Below are 18459 nucleotides of genomic sequence, written 5' to 3' on the forward strand. Positions count from 1 at the left end.
TTCAACCCAGCTCCTTCAGTTGGATTTTCTTATGAATTGCTCGCCATTCTTCCAATTGATCCATATCTTGCAAAAGGGATCGTTCGGATTCGATCTGCTGAATACTTTGCTTCAATAAATGAAGACGCAGTCCTTCCGCCTCCGCTTCGACCCACTGTTCAGACCAAGATTCGATACGTTCTTTTTCTTTGCCTAAATAGAGCGACGCGTCTTGTTTTAACCGTTCTTCCAGCTTATTTTTCAAAATGAGACGATCACCTTTTTCGAAAAACGATTTCTGGTTTTTGAATGAACGGTTGACATCTTTATATACTGCCGGATTTTCAAAAGGTGCAGTGAACGATAGCATTTCAGCGTCTTCCGCTTCGTATGGAGAAGGTGAAATGGAGCTATCCTTATCAGCAAGGAACCGCATTTCGGAACGCTCCCGCTCTTTCAATAATTTATTCATGAAATTTAGCATACGTAAATTGGTCACTTTCAACTCTTGCGTCAAATCGAAGCCTACCATCTGGACGGTTTCAGCGAGCGCCAAAGTTAACGCTCTGTCAGCCGAATGATTGGCAAACGTTGAAGGGCTATAGCCTTCCTTGAAGAAGTCTCCAAAACGAAGGAACACCCGTTGTAATATATAATAAACCAATTCATTCAATTCGTTGTTGGAAGCTTTGCGAATCACTTCTGCAAAACCGTTTGCATAGCGAGCGCGAACTTCCTGTTCAAAGCGATCAAGTTCTACCAAGCGTTCGGCCTTGCGTGACCTGTTCAATTCGGTCCGTTCAATCAAAATCGCAAGTCGATTGACCGTTTTCGTTACCTCTTCTTCCAACGCTTGAACGGCGAGCCCTTTCAAATCATTCTTTAAGAAATGGCTGAAGTGCTGTTCAAAAGCTTCCATGGAGCTATCGTGACGACCATCAAGCTTAGCTTCCAACGCCTGCAAGCTAGAAATGCCATGGACTCGTGGATGACGGATGCCGAAAGCAGCCAATTCCTGTTCGACGAATGAAAGAACTGTTTCCGCTTCTTCCGCATTGTTTGCCAAATCGATAGCATTAACGATAAAGAACATTTTATCCAATTCAAAAGCGTCTTTCACACGGCCGAGTTGGATCAAAAATTCACGGTCCGCTCGCGCGAAGGCGTGATTATAATAAGTAATGAAAAGAATCGCATCTGCATTCCTTATATATTCGAATGCAACATCGGTATGCCGAGCATTGATTGAGTCGGCCCCCGGCGTATCGACGAGGGTAATGCCTTGCCTCGTCAACGGACAATCGATATACAAATCGATGGAATCAACGAAACAACTGCGTTCCTCTTCGGCCACAAATCGTGTAAATTCGGTTTGATCGACATTCATGACTGTTCCGAGACTCTCCTTATAAACTGGGTAGCCCGTCTCGAATGCACGTATGAATGTTTTATGGATATGAAGGCTTTCCTCTTCCAGCTCTTTCCCTAGGACATCTCCCGCTTTTTGGAACGCTTCTTCCAAAGTTGAAACCGGCATGCCGAGCGCATCGAATGAAAATGCAACATCGCCAGTCATCTGATCGACTGTTTTCAAATGCACGTCTGCTGTTCGATCTTCTTTCCCGGCTGACAGCGGTCTAATTCGATTGATGGCAGCTGTCGTCGGGTTAGGAGAAACCGGTAATACGCGATCGCCGATCAACGCATTAGAGAAGGATGATTTCCCGGCACTGAATGCACCGAATAAGGCGACAGTGAATTCCTGATGGGAAAGACGGTCTGCTTTGTTCCGCAAATAATCGGCCGTCTCCGAAAAACCAGGGATATTCATTACCGATTCCGCAATATGAAGCGCTTGATCGATGACGCTATTTGCATCAGGACCTTTCGTATGCGTTTCAATGTCGGTTTCCTGGACTTGTTCAACAACTTCGGCAACCATCTCATCTGCAGCCGTTTCCAGTCCATCGAGTTCCACTGTTTCAATTTCGGATTTCTTTTCCCACAGGCGCAGCAATATTTCGCCGGACGTTTTCACACTTGCAGTTGGAGTGGCGAGAGTAGAGGTGAATTCTGATTTTTTATGATCAATTTCATTCACCTGCGCAATGGCTGCCAGCTTTTGTTCAAGCGTTTGAATCGTTTGAAGAAGCGGTCCTGATTGTTCATTTCCTGCTGAAGCGGCAATCGTCGACATTTCTTGTTTCCAATCGTCCGTCAGTTTGCGGAATACTTGTTGGATAGCTGTTTTCATTTGCTCTGCCATATTCAATACGGTTTCACCCGTTACGACATCCGAAACGTTCAATTGTGCGTCAATTTCCTCGAATGGAACCGACATATTCATTTCGTCAATTTCAATCGACCGCTCATCGTTCATGAGCCCAGCATCTTTGAGCGTTTTTTTCATCAGCGCTTTCAAATGGACTTCGATTTGTGTATGTATTAGTTTTGACAAGTTGGAAGATAAGGATTCTTTTCTTCTTGCCTTTTCCTCCGCGGTCTTTTTCGCCCCAAATAATAAACCTACCTTGAATCTCTGGGACTTCGACTCCAAGTATTCTTTCAAAAGCTCACGCGTTTCAAAAGGACTGATCGATGCATTGCGTAGCAATTCATTTCGTTCCCTTTCAAATGTAGCGTAAAACTCATCACCCGAAAGAAGGGACGCTCGCTTCTTTAACTCGCTCAATTCTGTAGAGAGCTCTTCGTATTCATTCCACTCATCGTCTGTAACGATTTCCACATACGCCGATTTGCACTCCGCTTTCTCACTTTCCAGGAAATCCATATGTTCTTCTTTTAATTTCAACAATGATTGTTCTGCGTTATCCAAGAAATGTTCTTTCCAATTTACAATTGAACCTTCGACAATGCCTTTCACTTTTTCAAAATCATTGAACGGTAGGTCATTGGATTTCAAAGAAGTATAATAAATTCCTTTCGGCTCAACTCCCCATAGTTTAAAGGAATCTTCAACAGACTTCTTGAAGTCCTCAAAAGGCAGTTCACTTTCCCGATGCTTGTCAATTTGGTTAATAATCAGATAAACATTGGTATTATAACGCAATAATTCTTTCGTGAATTTGAAGTTCAGTTCCGATTGGACGTGATTGTAGTCCATCGTGTAAAAAACGAGATCGGCTAAATGAAGTGCCGATTCCGTCGACAAGCGATGTGCATCATCAGTCGAGTCAACCCCTGGCGTATCCATGACCGTTATCTCTTCCGGTAGTTTGGATCCAGGATGTCCGATTTCGATAAGAGAAATTTCCGCACCGTCTTTACTGAAAGACTTAATCGCATCAAAGAAGCCGTGGCCTTTGTATTTTACGAGCGAGCCATCCGTCCGATGGATGATGGCAAACTCTTCATCGGTTTTCTTCACTTTGACGATATTGGCGCTAGTCGGAATTGGACTCGTCGGCAAAAAATCCTCGCCAGTCAATGCGTTAATCATAGAGGATTTCCCTGCGGAGAAATGGCCGGCAAATCCGATGACAAACTCCTCATCCATTAATTTCTTTGCTAATGAAGCTGCTTTCCTTACACGTTCCTCATCATGATTCTTGTTAAATAAATGACCGTAAATAGCTGTTCGTACTAATAATTCATTATCAAACATAATATTCGATCCTTCCTAACAATTCTCTATCTACTATACCATTTTTCTTAACTGAACGACTTTGATTGAAAATTCGAAGTTTGCGTATACGATCCTGTTAATCCATGAATAGGAAAAGCTGTCTTTAAACGAGTTTCCTCGGTTAGAAAGACAGCTTTTATAACTCATTTCTTAACGAAAGTCTGGATATCCACCGGAAAAATTCCGGCAATCCTATCTTTCATTTCTTGTTCTTCACCTTCCATTAAGACATGCACAGTTCCGGAATCTTCCGATGTCCGAATGAGACGTCCAGCTCCTTGCCGTAGACGGAGAAGCATGAATGGCAAATCCACTTCTTCAAACGAATTATCCGCATGCTTTCTGCGCGCATCGAATAAAGGATCATGTGGAGGGAACGGCAGATCATAGATGATGACCCGAGTAAGTGCGTCTTGAGGGATATCAAGACCTTCCCATAAGTGATAGGAACAAAGGACAGAAACTTCTTTCTGCTGGAAATCACGAATGATTGAGGATAATTCCCGTTCCCCTTCAAAAGCGATTTCTTTTCTTTGCTCTTCATCCAACTCGGCCTGGAATCTTTTCATCGACTGTTCCGATTTGAACAGCAACAATGTTTGCTCATCATCCTTCAGCAAATCAAGCACGTATTTCGGCTTTTCTCCCTTATCAACATCAGCGGCAATGACTTCCATCATCTCTTCATATTCAAAAGGAGATTCCACTGAAAATGAAAGGAAATCATCAATCCCGAGACTATCCAATATATATGAAAAATCCTGTTCGACCGAAAGTGTGGCTGACGAAAAGACGATCGGTATATTGGATGAAAACAGCTTTTCTTTTAAAATATCCGTGACAAGTCGCGGCATAATCGTGAGTGTCATTCCGTCTTCGCTTTCTTGCAGCCAGTCGACAGCGTCATTTTCGGATATGAATAATTCCATCGAGTATATATATTGCTCCAAATATTCCTCGACCATTTTCAAATCATATTCCGGAATGATAAATAATTCGCCTTCAAACACGAACTCTTCCAGCAAAGCGGTTGAAATGGAGATTGCTTCCCTTCCGACAGAAAGGATTTCCCCGTTTTTTCGGATCGCTTTCCTTTCATCCCCGCTCTCTTTCGTTGCGGATCGCAAAAGTCGGAAAAAATCTTCATGGACGTCGATTAACCGTTCCATCAATTGCAATGTCTCTTCCCGTACCCCGTCAACCATGACACGCTCCATCAAGTTGAGGAGTGTATGATTTTGAACTTCATACGTGAGGGCGCGTTGGGCGGAATATTCGAGTAGATGGCCTTCGTCGAAAACGATCATCGATACGTCAGGAAGCAATGGCATTTGACCTTGTCGCTTTCTCGATTCCTTCGTCCAAATATGTTCCATATAGAAATCATGTGAGCAAATGATCAAATCTGCCGCTTCCCGATAATGATTCCGATGGATCGTCTGTCCGCATCGGTTTCGAATATCACAGGCAGCGCATTGTTGAACAGGATGGAAATTCATCGTTTTCCATTGCTCATCGTTCAAATGAGGATAGTCTGACCGTTCTCCGTAAGGGAAAATAGATTGCAACGACAAATTGCCGTTAACGAAATCTGGTAAACCGCTATGCACGGTTTCCGCATAGTCATCCATCGAAGCGTCAACCGCTTCGTCCAATCGCTTCAAGCATAAATATTGATCTCGCGCTTTTGCAAGACGGACGTCAATATCGATTTGCAATGCATCACTAATTTTGCGGATATCGCCTTCCTCTTTTACGAGCTGGTCGATTAACGTTTCATCCGCACAGGAAATGAGGGCTGGCTTCCCCGTATATCTTGCATATGCGATAGCCGGCAAAAGATAGGCAATCGTCTTCCCTGTCCCGACGCCTGCCTCCGCAAGAAGGACTTTTTTCTCTTTCAGCGCTTGTTCAATTTGAAATGCCATATAGATTTGTTCGTCTCTGCATTCGAATCCCTTTTCGGTCAAATCGTCATATAATGTATCGCCAATCCAGTCATTCAAGGATTCATAGAATGATTTTTCTTTTGTTAATGAAAATGGCATTTTCCTTTTCATTTGCGCTCCCCTTTCTTTTTCGCACATGGAAACGGAAGAGGCAGGCCTCTTCCGTTTAATCTGATCATTTATTTTCGTTGACCCCAATATTGATAAAAATCTGTTCTAATAAAACCATTGAACAGCTTTCGTTTCTTCGTCGCTTTTTTCCCGTACATCGCTTCAAAGTTTTCGAGCGAGGAAAGCATGTAAACGGACCATGACGGATACCTATCCATTATATGACCGATGACACGAGTAAGTTCCTCAGCCTCTTCAATTTCACCTAAACGCTCTCCATAAGGAGGATTGCCGACGAGCACGCCGTTCAAACCTTCGACAGTCAAATCTTTGACATCACGCTGCTCAAATTTAATCAAATCCATAAAGCCTGCTTCAACTGCGTTTTGCTGAGCAATCTTGATCATCTTAGGATCGACGTCAAAACCTGTAATGTCAAGTGGCTGATCATATTTCGCGATGTCTTCCGCTTCTTCCCTGACGCGGTCCCAGATCGCCTGATCGATCCAAGGCCATTCCTCACTGCTGAAATCACGGTTATAGCCCGGTGCGATTTGTTGACCGATCATTGCCGCTTCGATGGCAATTGTGCCAGAACCACAAAACGGATCAACAAACGGTCGATCGGGATTCCATCGTGTCAATTTGACGAGTGCAGCTGCCATCGTTTCTTTGAGCGGCGCATCACCTTGCCCGACACGATAGCCTCGCTTATGCAAACCGGCACCGCTCGAATCGATTGTAAGGGTTACTTTATCTTTTAAGATGGATACTTCGAGCTTGAACAATGGGCCTGTTTCGTCTAAAAAGCCGATCCGGTTGTAGGCGGATTTCATCCGTTCTACAATTGCCTTCTTGACGATTGCCTGACAGTCAGGTGTGCTGTACAAAGTCGATTTTACTGATTTCCCTGCGACAGGGAATTTTGCGTCGACTGGCAAGTATTGTTCCCATGGAAGGGATTTCGTTTGTTCGAAAAGTTCATCGAATGTGGTGGCGGTGAATTCACCGACGATGATCCGGACGCGGTCCGCGACACGGAGCCACATGTTTGTTTTGGCGATTGCATATTCATCGCCTTCAAAGTAGATTTTTCCGTTGTCGGTTTTCGTCTCGAAACCGAGGTCTTTCACTTCATCCGCAACGATCGATTCAAGCCCCATAGCAGATGTGGCGACCAATTTATAGTTTGCCATGCATTTCCAACTCCAATTCTATAAGTACGCGGGTAACAACCCGGATTTTCGCTACAGGCGGACGCTTTCCGTGGGCGAGCGGTGAGCCAATCGAACGGCGAAGGGTTCGATTTGCCGTTTTTCTGCGTATTTTGCAGAAATTAAGGCATCCCGCTCCCAACGCTTCGCTTTTGCTCCCTAAGGGTCGCAGGAAAACATTGCGCGCAAAAGCTGTCTTCGTTACGGCTTTCACAGGAGTCGCCGCCTTTCGCTTCAATCCTAGACAGAATCCTTATTACATATTCCTTACAAGTCATAAAGGAACTGTCTGCATACTTCTATTTAGTATGTATGATTAATGTTAATTAATTTCCTAATAACGTAGAAATGCTCTCCAAACGAATAAGGAGAGCATTGATTGTTATGTGGAACCATCGTAAATTCGATAAGCCATGTTTTGTTCCCGTGTACTCAAACGGCTTGCGCCTCGTACTTAGGGTGGTAATCATCTATCTACAGACCCATCTAAAGAAGGTGTCTGTCCCTTCATCAGTTCAATTCCTTCAGAAGAGTGCCCCTACCATAATTTGGGTTTCTCGCTCGTGGGGTTTACCGCGTTCCATCTGACCCGTTTCCGGATCAGCTACGTCACTGTGGCACTTTTCAGGGGATCTCATCCATATGTGCAGAAGCACACTTAGGATTTATCCCCGCCGTCAATGCGCATTGCGCACTGCCCCGGCTTATTTTTTCGCCGAGCACGGACACTACGGTCATCTCAGAACCGTGCGAGCATGGACTTTCCTCTACAACCTGACGTTGCAGCGATTACCTGAATTCACACTATGGTTACAATAGTATACTGCAATTCTCGACAAAAATCAACGGATTTCTTTGTACTGTAGATCGTCCAGATTATTCGTGGTCGTACAACTTGCTGCCGAATACATGCTTCTCCAAATTGGAAATCCGTTTTAACAGATCGAAGTTCGTTGTATTGGCATTCGTTGCAACCGGACGTTTCGCTGCTGATGATAGCTCATCTTTCAGCTTCTCGTTTTCCATTCGCAATTCCGAAATTGTTTTTTTGAAAGCTTCATAATCCTGAATAACCTGATCCAGGAAAAGATCTACGTCTTCTTGATTATATCCGCGTAAACCCGTTTTAAACTCTTTCTCAAGAATCGTCTTAGAATCAAGTTTTATTTCCATGAAATGACGCCCTTCCATCTATGTTTACATGTCGCAAGTATAGCATATTTTGTACAACTTTGTCTTTCTATTTCGGTTGGCACGCAAGATTTTGTCGGTTAGTGCGCTTCCCCGGGAAATAGCTTCTTCCTCAATCTTATTTCCCGGTGATTGAATTCATTTCCCATCCGGACTTTGAATCGATCCGTTATGTCCGGGTCTTGCCACAAATGACGTATCGCTTCCTTTGTGTAATGGAGTGCCTTTTCCGGCTCCTTCAATTTATGCTCACACAACTTCGTCAATTCCTCAAAGGCAATGATTTTTTCTCTCCCCGCCAATCCAACTGCGGCAATTTCAAATGATTCGATCGCTTCTGAATGCCGCCCTTCCTTTTTAAGGAGGAATCCGATATGAAAATGCGCTCTAGGCTCTTCCAAACCATATTCCGCGATGACATCCATTAGGACATCTTTGCTGCGGCTAAACGATTTCAAGTCTGTATACCATTTCCCGATATTCGTTTGCGCATTCGCGGATGATAGCGCATCGCCTTGCAAAAGAAGATCAGTTGAACGGATATACAAGGTGACGAGGGATAGGATATCCCATTCATTATGCAAAAGGACTTTCATCAATATTTCGGCACGGCCATTTTTAACTGCATCCTGATAGATGATCGGCGCCATATGTCCGGGAATATCGCCTTCACGGAAGAAACCGAGCTGCTCCTCCTCGACTGCAGTCAATTTGAAAGTATCCATTTCATTTTTCCAGATCCGTTTCGATCCGTGCAGCAAATCAATTTCAGTATGCTTTAGCAACTGTGGCAGTACATTTCGATTCATCGTCCATCTCGTTTGCACTTGTGGCATATCAAAGCTTTTTCCGTTATACATGACGATCGACATCGGAGTTTTCCATAGATTTGTAGCATAAAGGAATGCGGCTTCATGATCCGGCCCTGGCAACACATATTGCGTTAAAGTAAACGCCTCTTCCGTATATTCAATGAACCCCATTAGAAATATGAGTGTGCCGGCACCTTTTAAGCCGGTCGTCTCCGTATCGAAAAAGACGAGAGGTCGTGTAAAGTCAGGCGCAAGAGGATGAATTTCCTCTGATTCACGCCATCTTTCCACTGTGCCCAATAATCCAGAAAGCGAATATTTCCCATGCCGATGATCCGGTTTATAGACAACCGTTCGTTTATATACCACGCCGTATTCGTTCTCCTCTTTCGTCAATCCAGCCGAAAGCCATCTTTTCTCGTAAGAAGGAGACGGAGGGGTTTCACGTTTCGGAACTGGGGTTGTTTCCTCAGCTTGAGGAGCTTTTTTTTTCAGTAGCTTCTTCATTGCCATCATTTTAGCTTCATACGACATCGGTCTTCCCCCTAATGAGAGAATGCAGAAGAGAAATGACGTCTCTCTTCATCCGGATTCCTTCTTCTTGCGCTCCTATACAGACCGGACAACCGTTTTCGCAAAGGCAACCGCGTACATGCTCTGCCGCCTTTTGCAATAATTCATCCCACCGGCCATAAATCTTCTCGCTTAATCCGATTCCTCCCGGATAGCTATCATATATGAAAATCGTCGGCTTGCCCGTATGGATCGCCTTCACTTGTGGGACAACGTGGATATCCGTCCTGTCACAGCGGACGAATAATGGAATGAATGATTGGATTGCGTAAGCGGCGCCTGTGAGCGCGTCCGTCAATTCGGATTCCTTCCACCCATCCGGAGCGTCGAATGAATACCAAGTGGATGAAGTATGAAGTTCCTCGGCGGGCAGTGAAATCGGGCCTGAACCGATATTATCATGCGTATCGAAACGTATCTTAATAAAGTTTTCTATTAATGTATGTGAAAGTGCGATTGTCCCCACCCTCATTTCGTTCTTTTATGGATATCGTAACATATTAACAGATTTTCGGGAGAGGGAGTGGTTTAAAAACTTTTTTCGTTTCGAAACGGGGAAATAGCTCCTCTAAGCTTATTGATCAAACTCAGAAAATATGAAAAAGAGGAGACAAATGTCCCCTCTTTTTAAATACTCCGTACTTTGACAATATCGATAACAGGAATATTATCAGCACCATAAGGCCCATCGATGGAAATCAGATTACGTATAGGGTCAAGCTCTGTTATTTTACCGATGTATGTAGATTTTGTACCATTACGCCATGTGTTTATGATTGCCTCACCTTGACTTTTATAAGCGATTTCCAATTCCTCTTGCAGCAAAGGTAAATAATCTTCCGTCAGGCTAGGTTCCGGATCCAGCTCGTCTTCCGCTTGCCACTCCCTTAGTTGGGCTATATGCTCCGGCAGCATCATCGCTGTCCATTTGATACTTCCACGGTCTCTTATCATCTAACCACGCTCCAATAAAATGACTTTTGCAAAATACAGCTCAATCAATTCCTCGGTCCGGTTACGAAGCCGGACATTTAGGTATGTCCTCGGATCTTCGTAACCCTTATACATAAAAATGTATCCTGTAAACGTATCGTCTGTTTTTCCTTGAATAAGCTTCATTTTGTTCTTTCGAGCATATTCATGGGTCTTTTGTAAATCCTTTTGTATTTCTTTAATCGCATTATCAATCAAGCTATAGTACGGTTTCGGTAATTTCACGCCACTCAACCTCTCCCGATCGCGCGACAAAACAGTGAGCAGCATCGGAAGGTAAATCAGATTTTCATAATGCTCCAAATCATTTGCTGTCGGTAATGGCCTGCTCATTTGATCAACTTGATTGTTCGTGGTTTTGTTGGTTCATATTTCAAATAGCCGTCACGCTGCATGCGATCCAAGTGCCCTTTTACTGTGGATACCGATTGTAGTCCTACCCCTTCAGTAATTTCACGCATGGATGGAGAGTATCTATTTTCTTCTATATAAGTAGCGATAAAATTGTAAATGTGTTGTCTACGTTTTGTCATTAGATGATCATCCTCACTTTTTGAGCAATGGGAACAAGTGCTAAGACATTCTCAATCGTGAAAGTACGTTTGGATTCTCTAAGGTAGCAATATGCCCTGAATGACACCTCGCCCACCTGCAGCACTTTAATCCGTCTCTTAGTGATGGATCCGTCATTTGCTACATACATCATATCCAAAATTTCACCATATCTTACCGACTTCTCCAATGTTTTACGCACACTTGTTCCCTCCTTTTCATTCATTATAGAGAATGAACGTTCGTATGTAAAGAAAGATAATGATGGAATATTTTTACTAACAGAAGTAAGATAAACTTATCGTAGATTAGGAGTGTTTATATATGATTACTAACGATATAGATATTGTGAGTGAAGGCCTTCAAAGTAATGCGTTTGATTTTATTGAGAAAGGATTAAGTTACATCGTAGAGGATGATGAAAAGGAATATAAGTATGCAGTCATGCATATTTACTCGGGCGCATTATTATTTTTGAAAGATATTCTTTTTCAGGAACACTGGTCATTAATTTATCAGAATGTAGATGAAGCTAAAAAAGAAGATTTATTTACCGGAAAATTAAAAAGCGTGGATTTCTATAGTCTTGTAAATAGACTTGAAAAACTCTCTGAAATCAACATTAGCACTAAACTATTAGATAACCTAAGATGGATGCAAAGAGAAAGGAATAAAATCGAACATTTTTATAATGAGTTGAATTTCCACGAGGTGAAATCAAGAATAGCTGAATTTCTTAGCTACTTAATTGATTTAATTAAGGTTTTACAAAAATCGGATAGTAGTTATAATATATTTTCTATCACTGAGCAAAAATATGAACCGATTTTCGAAATGATGCAGGATTATTCCTTAAAATTCGATGAGTACATACGAAAAAGAAATTTATTTATTCAAGGAACGTTAAAGACTAAAGCTTTGGTTTTAAACTGTCCCTTATGTAATCAGCATGCATTAGAAATAAATTCTGAAGATCGAAAAACAAATTGTCACTTTTGTTTAGAAGAACTTGCTTTCGAATTGTTTTTTGACAAGTATACCCCTATACGTGTTGATTTCGACACTTACGATATCATTGACTCTATTGGACAATGCCCTCATTGTAGCAGTGATGATTTGTTTGATGACGGAAAAAGCATCGTTTGTTTCAACTGCTCGGAGATTTTTGGAATTGGAGATATCACAAGTTGTTTAAGGTGCGGAACCTTAATTACTTCAGATGGTTTATGTGATTCATGTATTGAATTTGTGATGAGGCAATGATAATAGCAAAAAAGCACCCACATCCAAATGGACAGGACGCTTATTTTTTTATAAGTATTGGTAATCATAAATTCAATCGACCATGTACAATGTTAATAGTTTGCCTTTTTTCAAGAAAAACTTCAACACCTCACTTTAGGTTAATTAAGATTGTTTCTATAAATAAAAAAAGCGCCCTAATCCGATTAAAGAAAAGGGCGCTTCTAACTATGCCGTCTGCACTGTCTAGTAAAGGAGTAGCAGACACTTATATTATAGGACTAATTATTTTTTTTGCAAGTCTATTTAGATATTTCAACATACAAATGAAAAAGCGCCCTTATCACAATGGACAGGGCAAAGTTTGTAGTGAACCCTTTAAAAAAGGGGATTTAAAATGGAATATATTCATACTACCATTAACTGATTATTTAGGCAAGGATTGTTTGTTTGCACGAACCAAAGCACCTAATCCCAGTGCTACTATATCTCCATCTGCCGCTTTACCTTCTGCAAGATCCTTAATCCACTTTTCGTTGTAACCTTGTTCTACAGCTTCTTTAACCGCTATTTCTCGTTGCGCTTTGCTGCCAAGAAACGTTTTAAATTCATTTTTTAACGTACCGCTAGTAAACTTCAAGTCGTCGTCCTCCTTTGTTGGTGTTGTTGATGCAACGGCCTTTTTCTTCAAACCAAACGCTTTTGCAATACCATTAGCGTGTCCAAGGGCAACTCTATCAAGAAATTCAGCACTCTTTAATAGTTTGGAGTCGGCAAGGTTATCAATAAATCCTGATTCGGTAAGGATTGATGGCATATGCGACTCGCGGACCATGTGCAAGTTCTTTCGTTTCTTGCCGCGTTTAAAAAACTCTGGAATCATTTTTGTGATTTCTGAGTGGATCACTGATTGGTATTCGAGTGTTTTGTTGCTGACCTTTCCGTCGAAAACAAAATCTTCGTAGCCTTTTCCACCGCCTGCGTTGATATGCACTGACATCAAGAAGTCAGCGTCCCAACTGTTTGCCATATCCGTTCGTTGTTTAAGTGAAAGAGTTTGATCAGTGGTACGGCTCAATTTGACCTGGACACCTTCATAGTCCTTCAACGTTGATTCGATACGTTTTGAGATGGCCAAGGTCAAATCTTTTTCTTTCAGGCCATTTCCGACTGCTCCCGGATCCGTTCCCCCATGTCCAGGGTCGATATAAATCTTTACCACATTGATTACCTCCTTGTAGTATTTCGTTAGGTTGTGTTGTTCGATACGCTCATTGAGCTTTTGGGCGTACTTATATCCGTTGCATAACCAGCCACTTGAAGCGCAACAGTTTCCTTTTTATAGTCCGTCTGATTGAGGACTGCTGCATAACGGTTGAAAGTCTCCCAGCCAGTTCCGTGAGTGTATTTATGAACCAAGTCGATGACACAGCCCTCGTAGGATGGGTACTTACGAAAATCGGCATAGACGTGATATACAGTGCCGTCGGAATCTTGTTCGGCTGTAAGTTTCTTATACACGGGGCCAGTCCATCCAGAGCCTTTCTTGATGCCGAATAGGTTGTTGGCATTTCGAGCGAGTTCAGATTTTCCTGAGTCGGATTCAAGAATTCCCTGCGACAAAATCAAACTTGGAAGGACGCCGTTTGCAATGCCATGTTTGATTGCAAACGGTGCCAACCTTTCTATAAAACTCATCGCTTACTTTCCTTTTTCGGCTCGTGGTAGCGCAGTGCTTGTTTACTATCAGACATGCCTGAAACAGTTGGGTCGACTACAACCCCAAGGATGACAAGCAACGCAAAGACTGCATTAATAAAGTTGGTTGCTTCCACCCCAATTAGGTCTGCAGCCAGTACATAGCCAAACCATCCTGCGACAATTTGAACAACCAACAAAAAAGCCGGCACCATGGCCAGCCAGAACACCTTATTCTTGATTCTTACTTTCCAATTGATTTTCATCTGTCGTTTCCTCCTTTTTCTTCTGTAGTTGATGGAGCAAGGCCTCGTTTTCCTTCAGCAGTTCCTTCTTATCAATACGGTCCAACATAGGATGCCGGACAAGTCGCTGCTCCTTGCCCGATGGATCCCTATGCATTTTTTCAAGAGCATTAAAAAGGACCGCCGGAATAGGCAGTCCAATTTGAGCGCAATTTTCGAGGATAGAGATCCCCTCATTTACGATGAAAAAAGACGTGACGCCTAAAAGCATCAGTCCTTTAGGGTCCTGTCCAACAGACATTATCATAAATTCGATAGATGCAGCCATTCCAATCATGATAAATATACCGACCTTTTTAACGATACCGGAAAAGCCGATTGTACTATCCCATGACTTTGTCACCCACGAGCGTAATAAGCCGGTGATGACATCTAACAACATGAAAAAGACGAGCACGACGACAGCTTCATTCACCACATCAATCAAGTAAATCAAAAAGCTGATAACGAGCGCTCCAATGCTTTTAATTCCCGTAACTTCCATACGCGTCACCGGTACTCTCTCCCTTCCGCATTCAAGTACCCCCTTCCCTTTCTCTGTAGGAAAATAAAAAGAACGATCCGAATTGGAACGCTCTTGTTTATCTTATTTATCGATTATCTCTTCGAATAATTCATCAAATACATCAATTACAGAATCAGATTCATTTACAACCTTTGAAAATAGTTCATTCAACTCCTTACGTAACTGTTGTATATTATGCGTAAGGCTACCATGCATATTAACACGAGTTAGTTCTGTAATAAAACCCTTTTCCAAATATGATAGTCTGTTTTTAATTTCTAATATTTCATGCTCATATCGATTCTTTACGTTATCCATTTTTTCTGTCATAAAAATCTCTCCTCCCCACCCCACACTTCGACAAGGGGAAAGCAAAACCCTTCTTACGACACATGAGGGTCCGTAACCTTGGAATCAGCTAATCAGTTCTTTTTTCAATAGTATTCTTAATAAGAAACAACTTAGCTCATCATTTGTGTTAAATCTAATTTCAAATGTCTGATTCTCTTTTTTTATATACATCACATTTCCATTTACTATAAACTCTGTTTTTTCATTTTCCATGACATACCTCCTAAATTTTATGATACTATTATCCCGGTGAGGGGGGGTGAGAAAAATGAGATTAAGAGACATGAAACAATTAATAATCGACAACATTGACGATCTTGAATTCGAAAGCAAAAAAAACCCGAATTATGATCTGGTAGAACTTATTGGATTTCAAAAAACCGTTAACGCTGTAAATAAATTAAAGGAACTAGACTTTCTTGAGAATGAGGTAAATGCCTTATCACAACTTGAAAATATTTATTATGATAAGTCGATTAGTGATCGGATAAAGGTGGACAGCAATTCTTTTAACCGTTTCGCTAACTTGATAAATATTATAAAGGACAAATGTACTGCAACCTTAGAAGCCTTTGATCAAGCTATACCAGACCAACAAGAGTATTCAATTAGCGTTAAGTTACCTGACTACAAGACTTTAGAACAACTAAGTAAATTCTTTTCTAAATTGAATACATCCCTTGAACAAGCTATAGTTAACGATACGATCAAAGGCAAAATCACAATACAAAACTTCGACTCAGGATCACTTTGGGTAGAACTATTTATAGGTGGTGCCCTGGCACTTAAATTCGTTGGTGCTTTGACCCGTACTGCAGCTGTTGTTCGAAACCAAACTTATCAATTTAAAATATTGGAGCAACAAGCAAGAACCCTTGAAATTAAAAACGATACTTTAGAGGACCTCCAAAGAGGGCTATCCAAGAGTATTGATGTACTTGTTGAAGCTGAAACAAAAAACTTATTAAATCAAGAAGGCATTGAATACAACCCGGAGTACTTAGAAGGTATGAAGTACTCAGTAAAGACTTTGGCCGGGCTAATAAACGAAGGAACACAAATTCATCCGTCTTACTTAGCCGAACAGGAATATACCATGAGTTTCCCAGAATTCGATAAATTAGATCAAATTGAGTCGACAATCAAACAGATCGGGTCTAGTACAGAAAAATAAACAATGAAGCAAAATCACATTTCGAATGGGATTTTGCTTTATTTTATGCTTAAAATTTATATACATGCTTGCTGCTTGTTTGGTCGCATTTAAGTCATAATAAATACACCTACTCAGCAGGTGCTTCGAAGTCTTTTCCAGTAATTTGTTTGAATTGCATAGAAGAAATTTCCCCGAATGGATTTGAATCAGTTTTCACAACTAATCTTAATTGATCAACTGTCACCCATTTTTGATTAAAAGCAAGTTGCCAGAAGGCCATTATGAAGCACCTCCTTTAAGTTGAAGGATATCAATTTTAAGCAACGCTACTTGTTGGCCGAGACTGTTAATCAATAAGTCTTTTTGCACGTTCTTGATTTTTTCTTGAGCTAGTTCTATTCCCAATGCATCCAGTGAAACGGGTATGAACTCTTGGTTTTCCCTCTCTTCTTTAATCTTACTAAGAGGTTTTTCGTTTACGATTTTCAATCGAACGCACCTCCAAATCCTTCTAGTCGTACTTGCTGACTCGCCGTGCCTTTTTCAAGCGTGAACCGGATGTTGATTCCCCATTCTTCCGCTGTTTTCTCAGTGTTTGTAAATGTATAACCCCGCTTATTCATGGCCATGCCTGTAATATCTTCCCACGTTGGTTCAGAGTCGAAAGCATTATTACAAGCCTCAATCTTAATTGTTGAGCCAATCGGTACGTATACATCTGGTGTGACTAAGATACGAGATGCCGCAATATCCGTGACAAATGGATTTTTCAATTCCAACAGAATCATATCTTCATTTCTTGTAAACGTGAAAGTCCGGATTGTTTTAGCTCCGATAGAGTCAGCTGCTTCGATGGTTAACGAGTGATGCTGAAGCTGTAATGGAATCCACATTTCGATTGGGATTTCTAACGTGTAATCGGTGTTTGGCTGAGCTTCGAATGTTCGAATCACTTGCCCATTTACTTTTTCGGTGACTGTGATTGCTTGTCCTTCCAAGTCGTTTACTTGATAAGTGACAGAAGGAGTTTCAATCAATGTGCCAAGGTCACGGTCGTTATCAGAAATAACAGGTGGTCGATTGTGGATGACTCTGAATTTGCGTTCTGCAATGGTTGAAATGCCACCTTGTTCATCCTCAGCCCAGACTTTTAATGTGTGGTCAACGTTTTCAGCTAATTCAACAGTTAGTGGCGTGTCGCCATCGAATATTTGCTTGTCTTTGTAGGTAAACAGCTTAGAAAACGGAATTGACGTGGTGCCATTTGAAATAGAAGAAGTTAGATTTCTGATAGTCCCATTATTGAATTGGGCTTTAACGGTAACGGTATTGTTCGAATCAATATCTAGTGCGCTGCCATCAACTAGGATTTCATTTTGCCCTACTGCTTCTGATAAGGTTAAATTATTTGCTGTTTTTAACGTTAGGGTTGGGATTGTGTTATGCACGATTGTAAAAATGCTCGATGGTCTGTACGCTGAATATTCCGTTCCATCATGCGCTCTAACACGGAACTCAATTTTGTCTATTGTTTTATCTGTAGTTAAGGTGAGGATTCTTGTTCGGCTTGTACTATTGTTCACTAATGTAGTCCAAGCCTGCGCAACCCCGTTTTTGTAATAGCGATATTCCGGATAATAGGTGATTGCATTACCATCCGCGTCAGTAGAAGTCCCCCAAGTTACAGTAATGTTACTGCCGCCAGTAAGTTGTCCGGTAGGCTGCGTAAATGCACCCGGCATTGTTGGCGCTGTGTTGGCAATCGCTCTTCGAACATACCAGTAACCATCTGTGTGTACCCCATCCACTGGATAGGTTCCATTTTCGGCCACTAGGTTCGAAGTAACGAGTGATCCCCTAACCTTGACTTTTTTCATATCACTATCCGTAATTATATGTTCGGTAAATAGGTACCTAGCACCGTACATATCATCGTAGGTATTACCGGTCTTTCTAAACCTGCTTATACCTTGCCCACTGGCAAAGTCGTAAATTGTAAACCCAATCGGACTGTGATAATCCATTCGAACTGTTGAACCAGTAAGCACAAATTGCGCCCAGTTTGGGTAATAATTGTCTATGGTTACTCCCGTTCTACCTTCTGTATAGGTCTGACCACTGTAGTCTTTGTTTTTTTTCCAAGGCCATAAAGCTGGGTCGGTAGGGTATTCTTCTTTTGTAT

Annotated in this window: 20 protein-coding genes, 1 other RNA gene and 1 pseudogene; 2 read left to right on the plus strand and 20 right to left on the minus strand. The window is 41.7% G+C overall.

The window, feature by feature from the left end:
- Window position 1: 1 nt before the first annotated feature.
- The 11 genes and pseudogenes from AC0L13_RS09390 to AC0L13_RS09440 form a co-directional block, all read right to left on the minus strand.
- Window positions 2–3604 carry a dynamin family protein gene (locus tag AC0L13_RS09390; RefSeq protein WP_473646274.1) on the minus strand — a complete coding sequence of 1201 codons (3603 nt, stop codon included), beginning with the start codon at window positions 3602–3604 and terminating at the stop codon, window positions 2–4.
- 164 nt (window positions 3605–3768) lie between these two features.
- Complete coding sequence (locus AC0L13_RS09395) at window positions 3769–5685, minus strand: ATP-dependent DNA helicase (RefSeq protein ID WP_473646278.1); 1917 nt, start codon at window positions 5683–5685, stop codon at window positions 3769–3771.
- Between the two features lie 68 nt (window positions 5686–5753).
- Window positions 5754–6881, minus strand: coding sequence for a THUMP domain-containing class I SAM-dependent RNA methyltransferase (locus AC0L13_RS09400; protein ID WP_473646281.1), 1128 nt, complete (start codon window positions 6879–6881; stop codon window positions 5754–5756).
- A 420-nt stretch (window positions 6882–7301) separates the two neighbouring features.
- An RNA gene (gene rnpB, locus AC0L13_RS09405) (RNase P RNA component class B) lies at window positions 7302–7700 on the minus strand.
- Window positions 7701–7775: 75 nt separating this feature from the next.
- On the minus strand, window positions 7776–8072 hold the full coding sequence (gpsB, locus tag AC0L13_RS09410) for a cell division regulator GpsB (RefSeq protein WP_473646284.1): 297 nt from the start codon (window positions 8070–8072) through the stop codon (window positions 7776–7778).
- A gap of 98 nt (window positions 8073–8170) precedes the next feature.
- Window positions 8171–9436, minus strand: a complete 1266-nt coding sequence (locus AC0L13_RS09415) for a ribonuclease H-like domain-containing protein (RefSeq protein ID WP_473646287.1) — start codon at window positions 9434–9436, stop codon at window positions 8171–8173.
- Window positions 9426–9902, minus strand: a pseudogene (locus AC0L13_RS09420) (Zn-binding domain-containing protein); the annotation flags it as partial. The pseudogene AC0L13_RS09420 and the gene AC0L13_RS09415, both read right to left, overlap by 11 nt.
- A gap of 200 nt (window positions 9903–10102) precedes the next feature.
- Complete coding sequence (locus tag AC0L13_RS09425) at window positions 10103–10429, minus strand: YolD-like family protein (protein ID WP_473646291.1); 327 nt, start codon at window positions 10427–10429, stop codon at window positions 10103–10105.
- Entirely contained in the window at window positions 10430–10801 is a 372-nt protein-coding gene (locus tag AC0L13_RS09430; RefSeq protein ID WP_473646294.1) for a YhjD family protein, read from the minus strand.
- Window positions 10798–11001: a LexA family protein gene (locus tag AC0L13_RS09435; RefSeq protein WP_473646298.1), complete on the minus strand. Its 204-nt coding sequence runs from the start codon at window positions 10999–11001 to the stop codon at window positions 10798–10800. The genes AC0L13_RS09430 and AC0L13_RS09435 overlap by 4 nt, the downstream gene beginning before the upstream one ends.
- Complete coding sequence (locus AC0L13_RS09440; protein ID WP_473646300.1) at window positions 11001–11222, minus strand: transcriptional regulator; 222 nt, start codon at window positions 11220–11222, stop codon at window positions 11001–11003. Before AC0L13_RS09440 ends, AC0L13_RS09435 begins: the two co-directional genes overlap by 1 nt.
- Before the next feature lie 122 nt (window positions 11223–11344).
- Here AC0L13_RS09440 and AC0L13_RS09445 point away from each other — a divergent pair, with 122 nt between their 5' ends.
- Complete coding sequence (locus AC0L13_RS09445; protein ID WP_473646303.1) at window positions 11345–12283, plus strand: hypothetical protein; 939 nt, start codon at window positions 11345–11347, stop codon at window positions 12281–12283.
- A gap of 406 nt (window positions 12284–12689) precedes the next feature.
- Here AC0L13_RS09445 and AC0L13_RS09450 read toward each other — a convergent pair whose 3' ends face one another.
- The 6 genes from AC0L13_RS09450 to AC0L13_RS09475 all read right to left on the minus strand — a co-directional run bounded on the left by AC0L13_RS09450 (window position 12690) and on the right by AC0L13_RS09475 (window position 15334).
- A complete protein-coding gene (locus tag AC0L13_RS09450; RefSeq protein WP_473646307.1) occupies window positions 12690–13484 on the minus strand; it encodes an N-acetylmuramoyl-L-alanine amidase family protein in 795 nt (264 codons plus the stop codon).
- A gap of 26 nt (window positions 13485–13510) precedes the next feature.
- Window positions 13511–13960 (minus strand): glycoside hydrolase family 73 protein, encoded by a 450-nt coding sequence (locus AC0L13_RS09455; RefSeq protein WP_473646310.1) that lies wholly within the window; start codon window positions 13958–13960, stop codon window positions 13511–13513.
- Window positions 13957–14226, minus strand: coding sequence for a phage holin (locus tag AC0L13_RS09460; protein WP_473646313.1), 270 nt, complete (start codon window positions 14224–14226; stop codon window positions 13957–13959). Before AC0L13_RS09460 ends, AC0L13_RS09455 begins: the two co-directional genes overlap by 4 nt.
- A complete protein-coding gene (locus tag AC0L13_RS09465) occupies window positions 14192–14749 on the minus strand; it encodes a phage holin family protein (RefSeq protein ID WP_473646935.1) in 558 nt (185 codons plus the stop codon). The genes AC0L13_RS09460 and AC0L13_RS09465 overlap by 35 nt, the downstream gene beginning before the upstream one ends.
- A 102-nt stretch (window positions 14750–14851) precedes the next feature.
- A complete protein-coding gene (locus AC0L13_RS09470) occupies window positions 14852–15100 on the minus strand; it encodes a hypothetical protein (protein WP_473646317.1) in 249 nt (82 codons plus the stop codon).
- An 84-nt stretch (window positions 15101–15184) separates the two neighbouring features.
- On the minus strand, window positions 15185–15334 hold the full coding sequence (locus AC0L13_RS09475) for a hypothetical protein (RefSeq protein WP_473646321.1): 150 nt from the start codon (window positions 15332–15334) through the stop codon (window positions 15185–15187).
- Between the two features lie 55 nt (window positions 15335–15389).
- On the opposite strand from AC0L13_RS09475, the gene AC0L13_RS09480 reads away from it, so the two are divergent.
- On the plus strand, window positions 15390–16295 hold the full coding sequence (locus AC0L13_RS09480; RefSeq protein ID WP_473646323.1) for a hypothetical protein: 906 nt from the start codon (window positions 15390–15392) through the stop codon (window positions 16293–16295).
- A gap of 109 nt (window positions 16296–16404) precedes the next feature.
- On the opposite strand, the gene AC0L13_RS09485 is transcribed toward AC0L13_RS09480, so the two are convergent.
- The 3 genes from AC0L13_RS09485 to AC0L13_RS09495 are packed head-to-tail and all read right to left on the minus strand — an operon-like array spanning window position 16405 to window position 18154.
- A complete protein-coding gene (locus AC0L13_RS09485) occupies window positions 16405–16557 on the minus strand; it encodes an XkdX family protein (protein ID WP_473646325.1) in 153 nt (50 codons plus the stop codon).
- Window positions 16557–16766, minus strand: coding sequence for a hypothetical protein (locus AC0L13_RS09490; protein WP_473646327.1), 210 nt, complete (start codon window positions 16764–16766; stop codon window positions 16557–16559). The genes AC0L13_RS09485 and AC0L13_RS09490 overlap by 1 nt, the downstream gene beginning before the upstream one ends.
- Window positions 16763–18154, minus strand: coding sequence for a hypothetical protein (locus tag AC0L13_RS09495; protein WP_473646329.1), 1392 nt, complete (start codon window positions 18152–18154; stop codon window positions 16763–16765). Before AC0L13_RS09495 ends, AC0L13_RS09490 begins: the two co-directional genes overlap by 4 nt.
- Between the last annotated feature and the right edge of the window lie 305 nt (window positions 18155–18459).

It is taken from the genome of Sporosarcina sp. QA0331, from assembly GCF_055808055.1.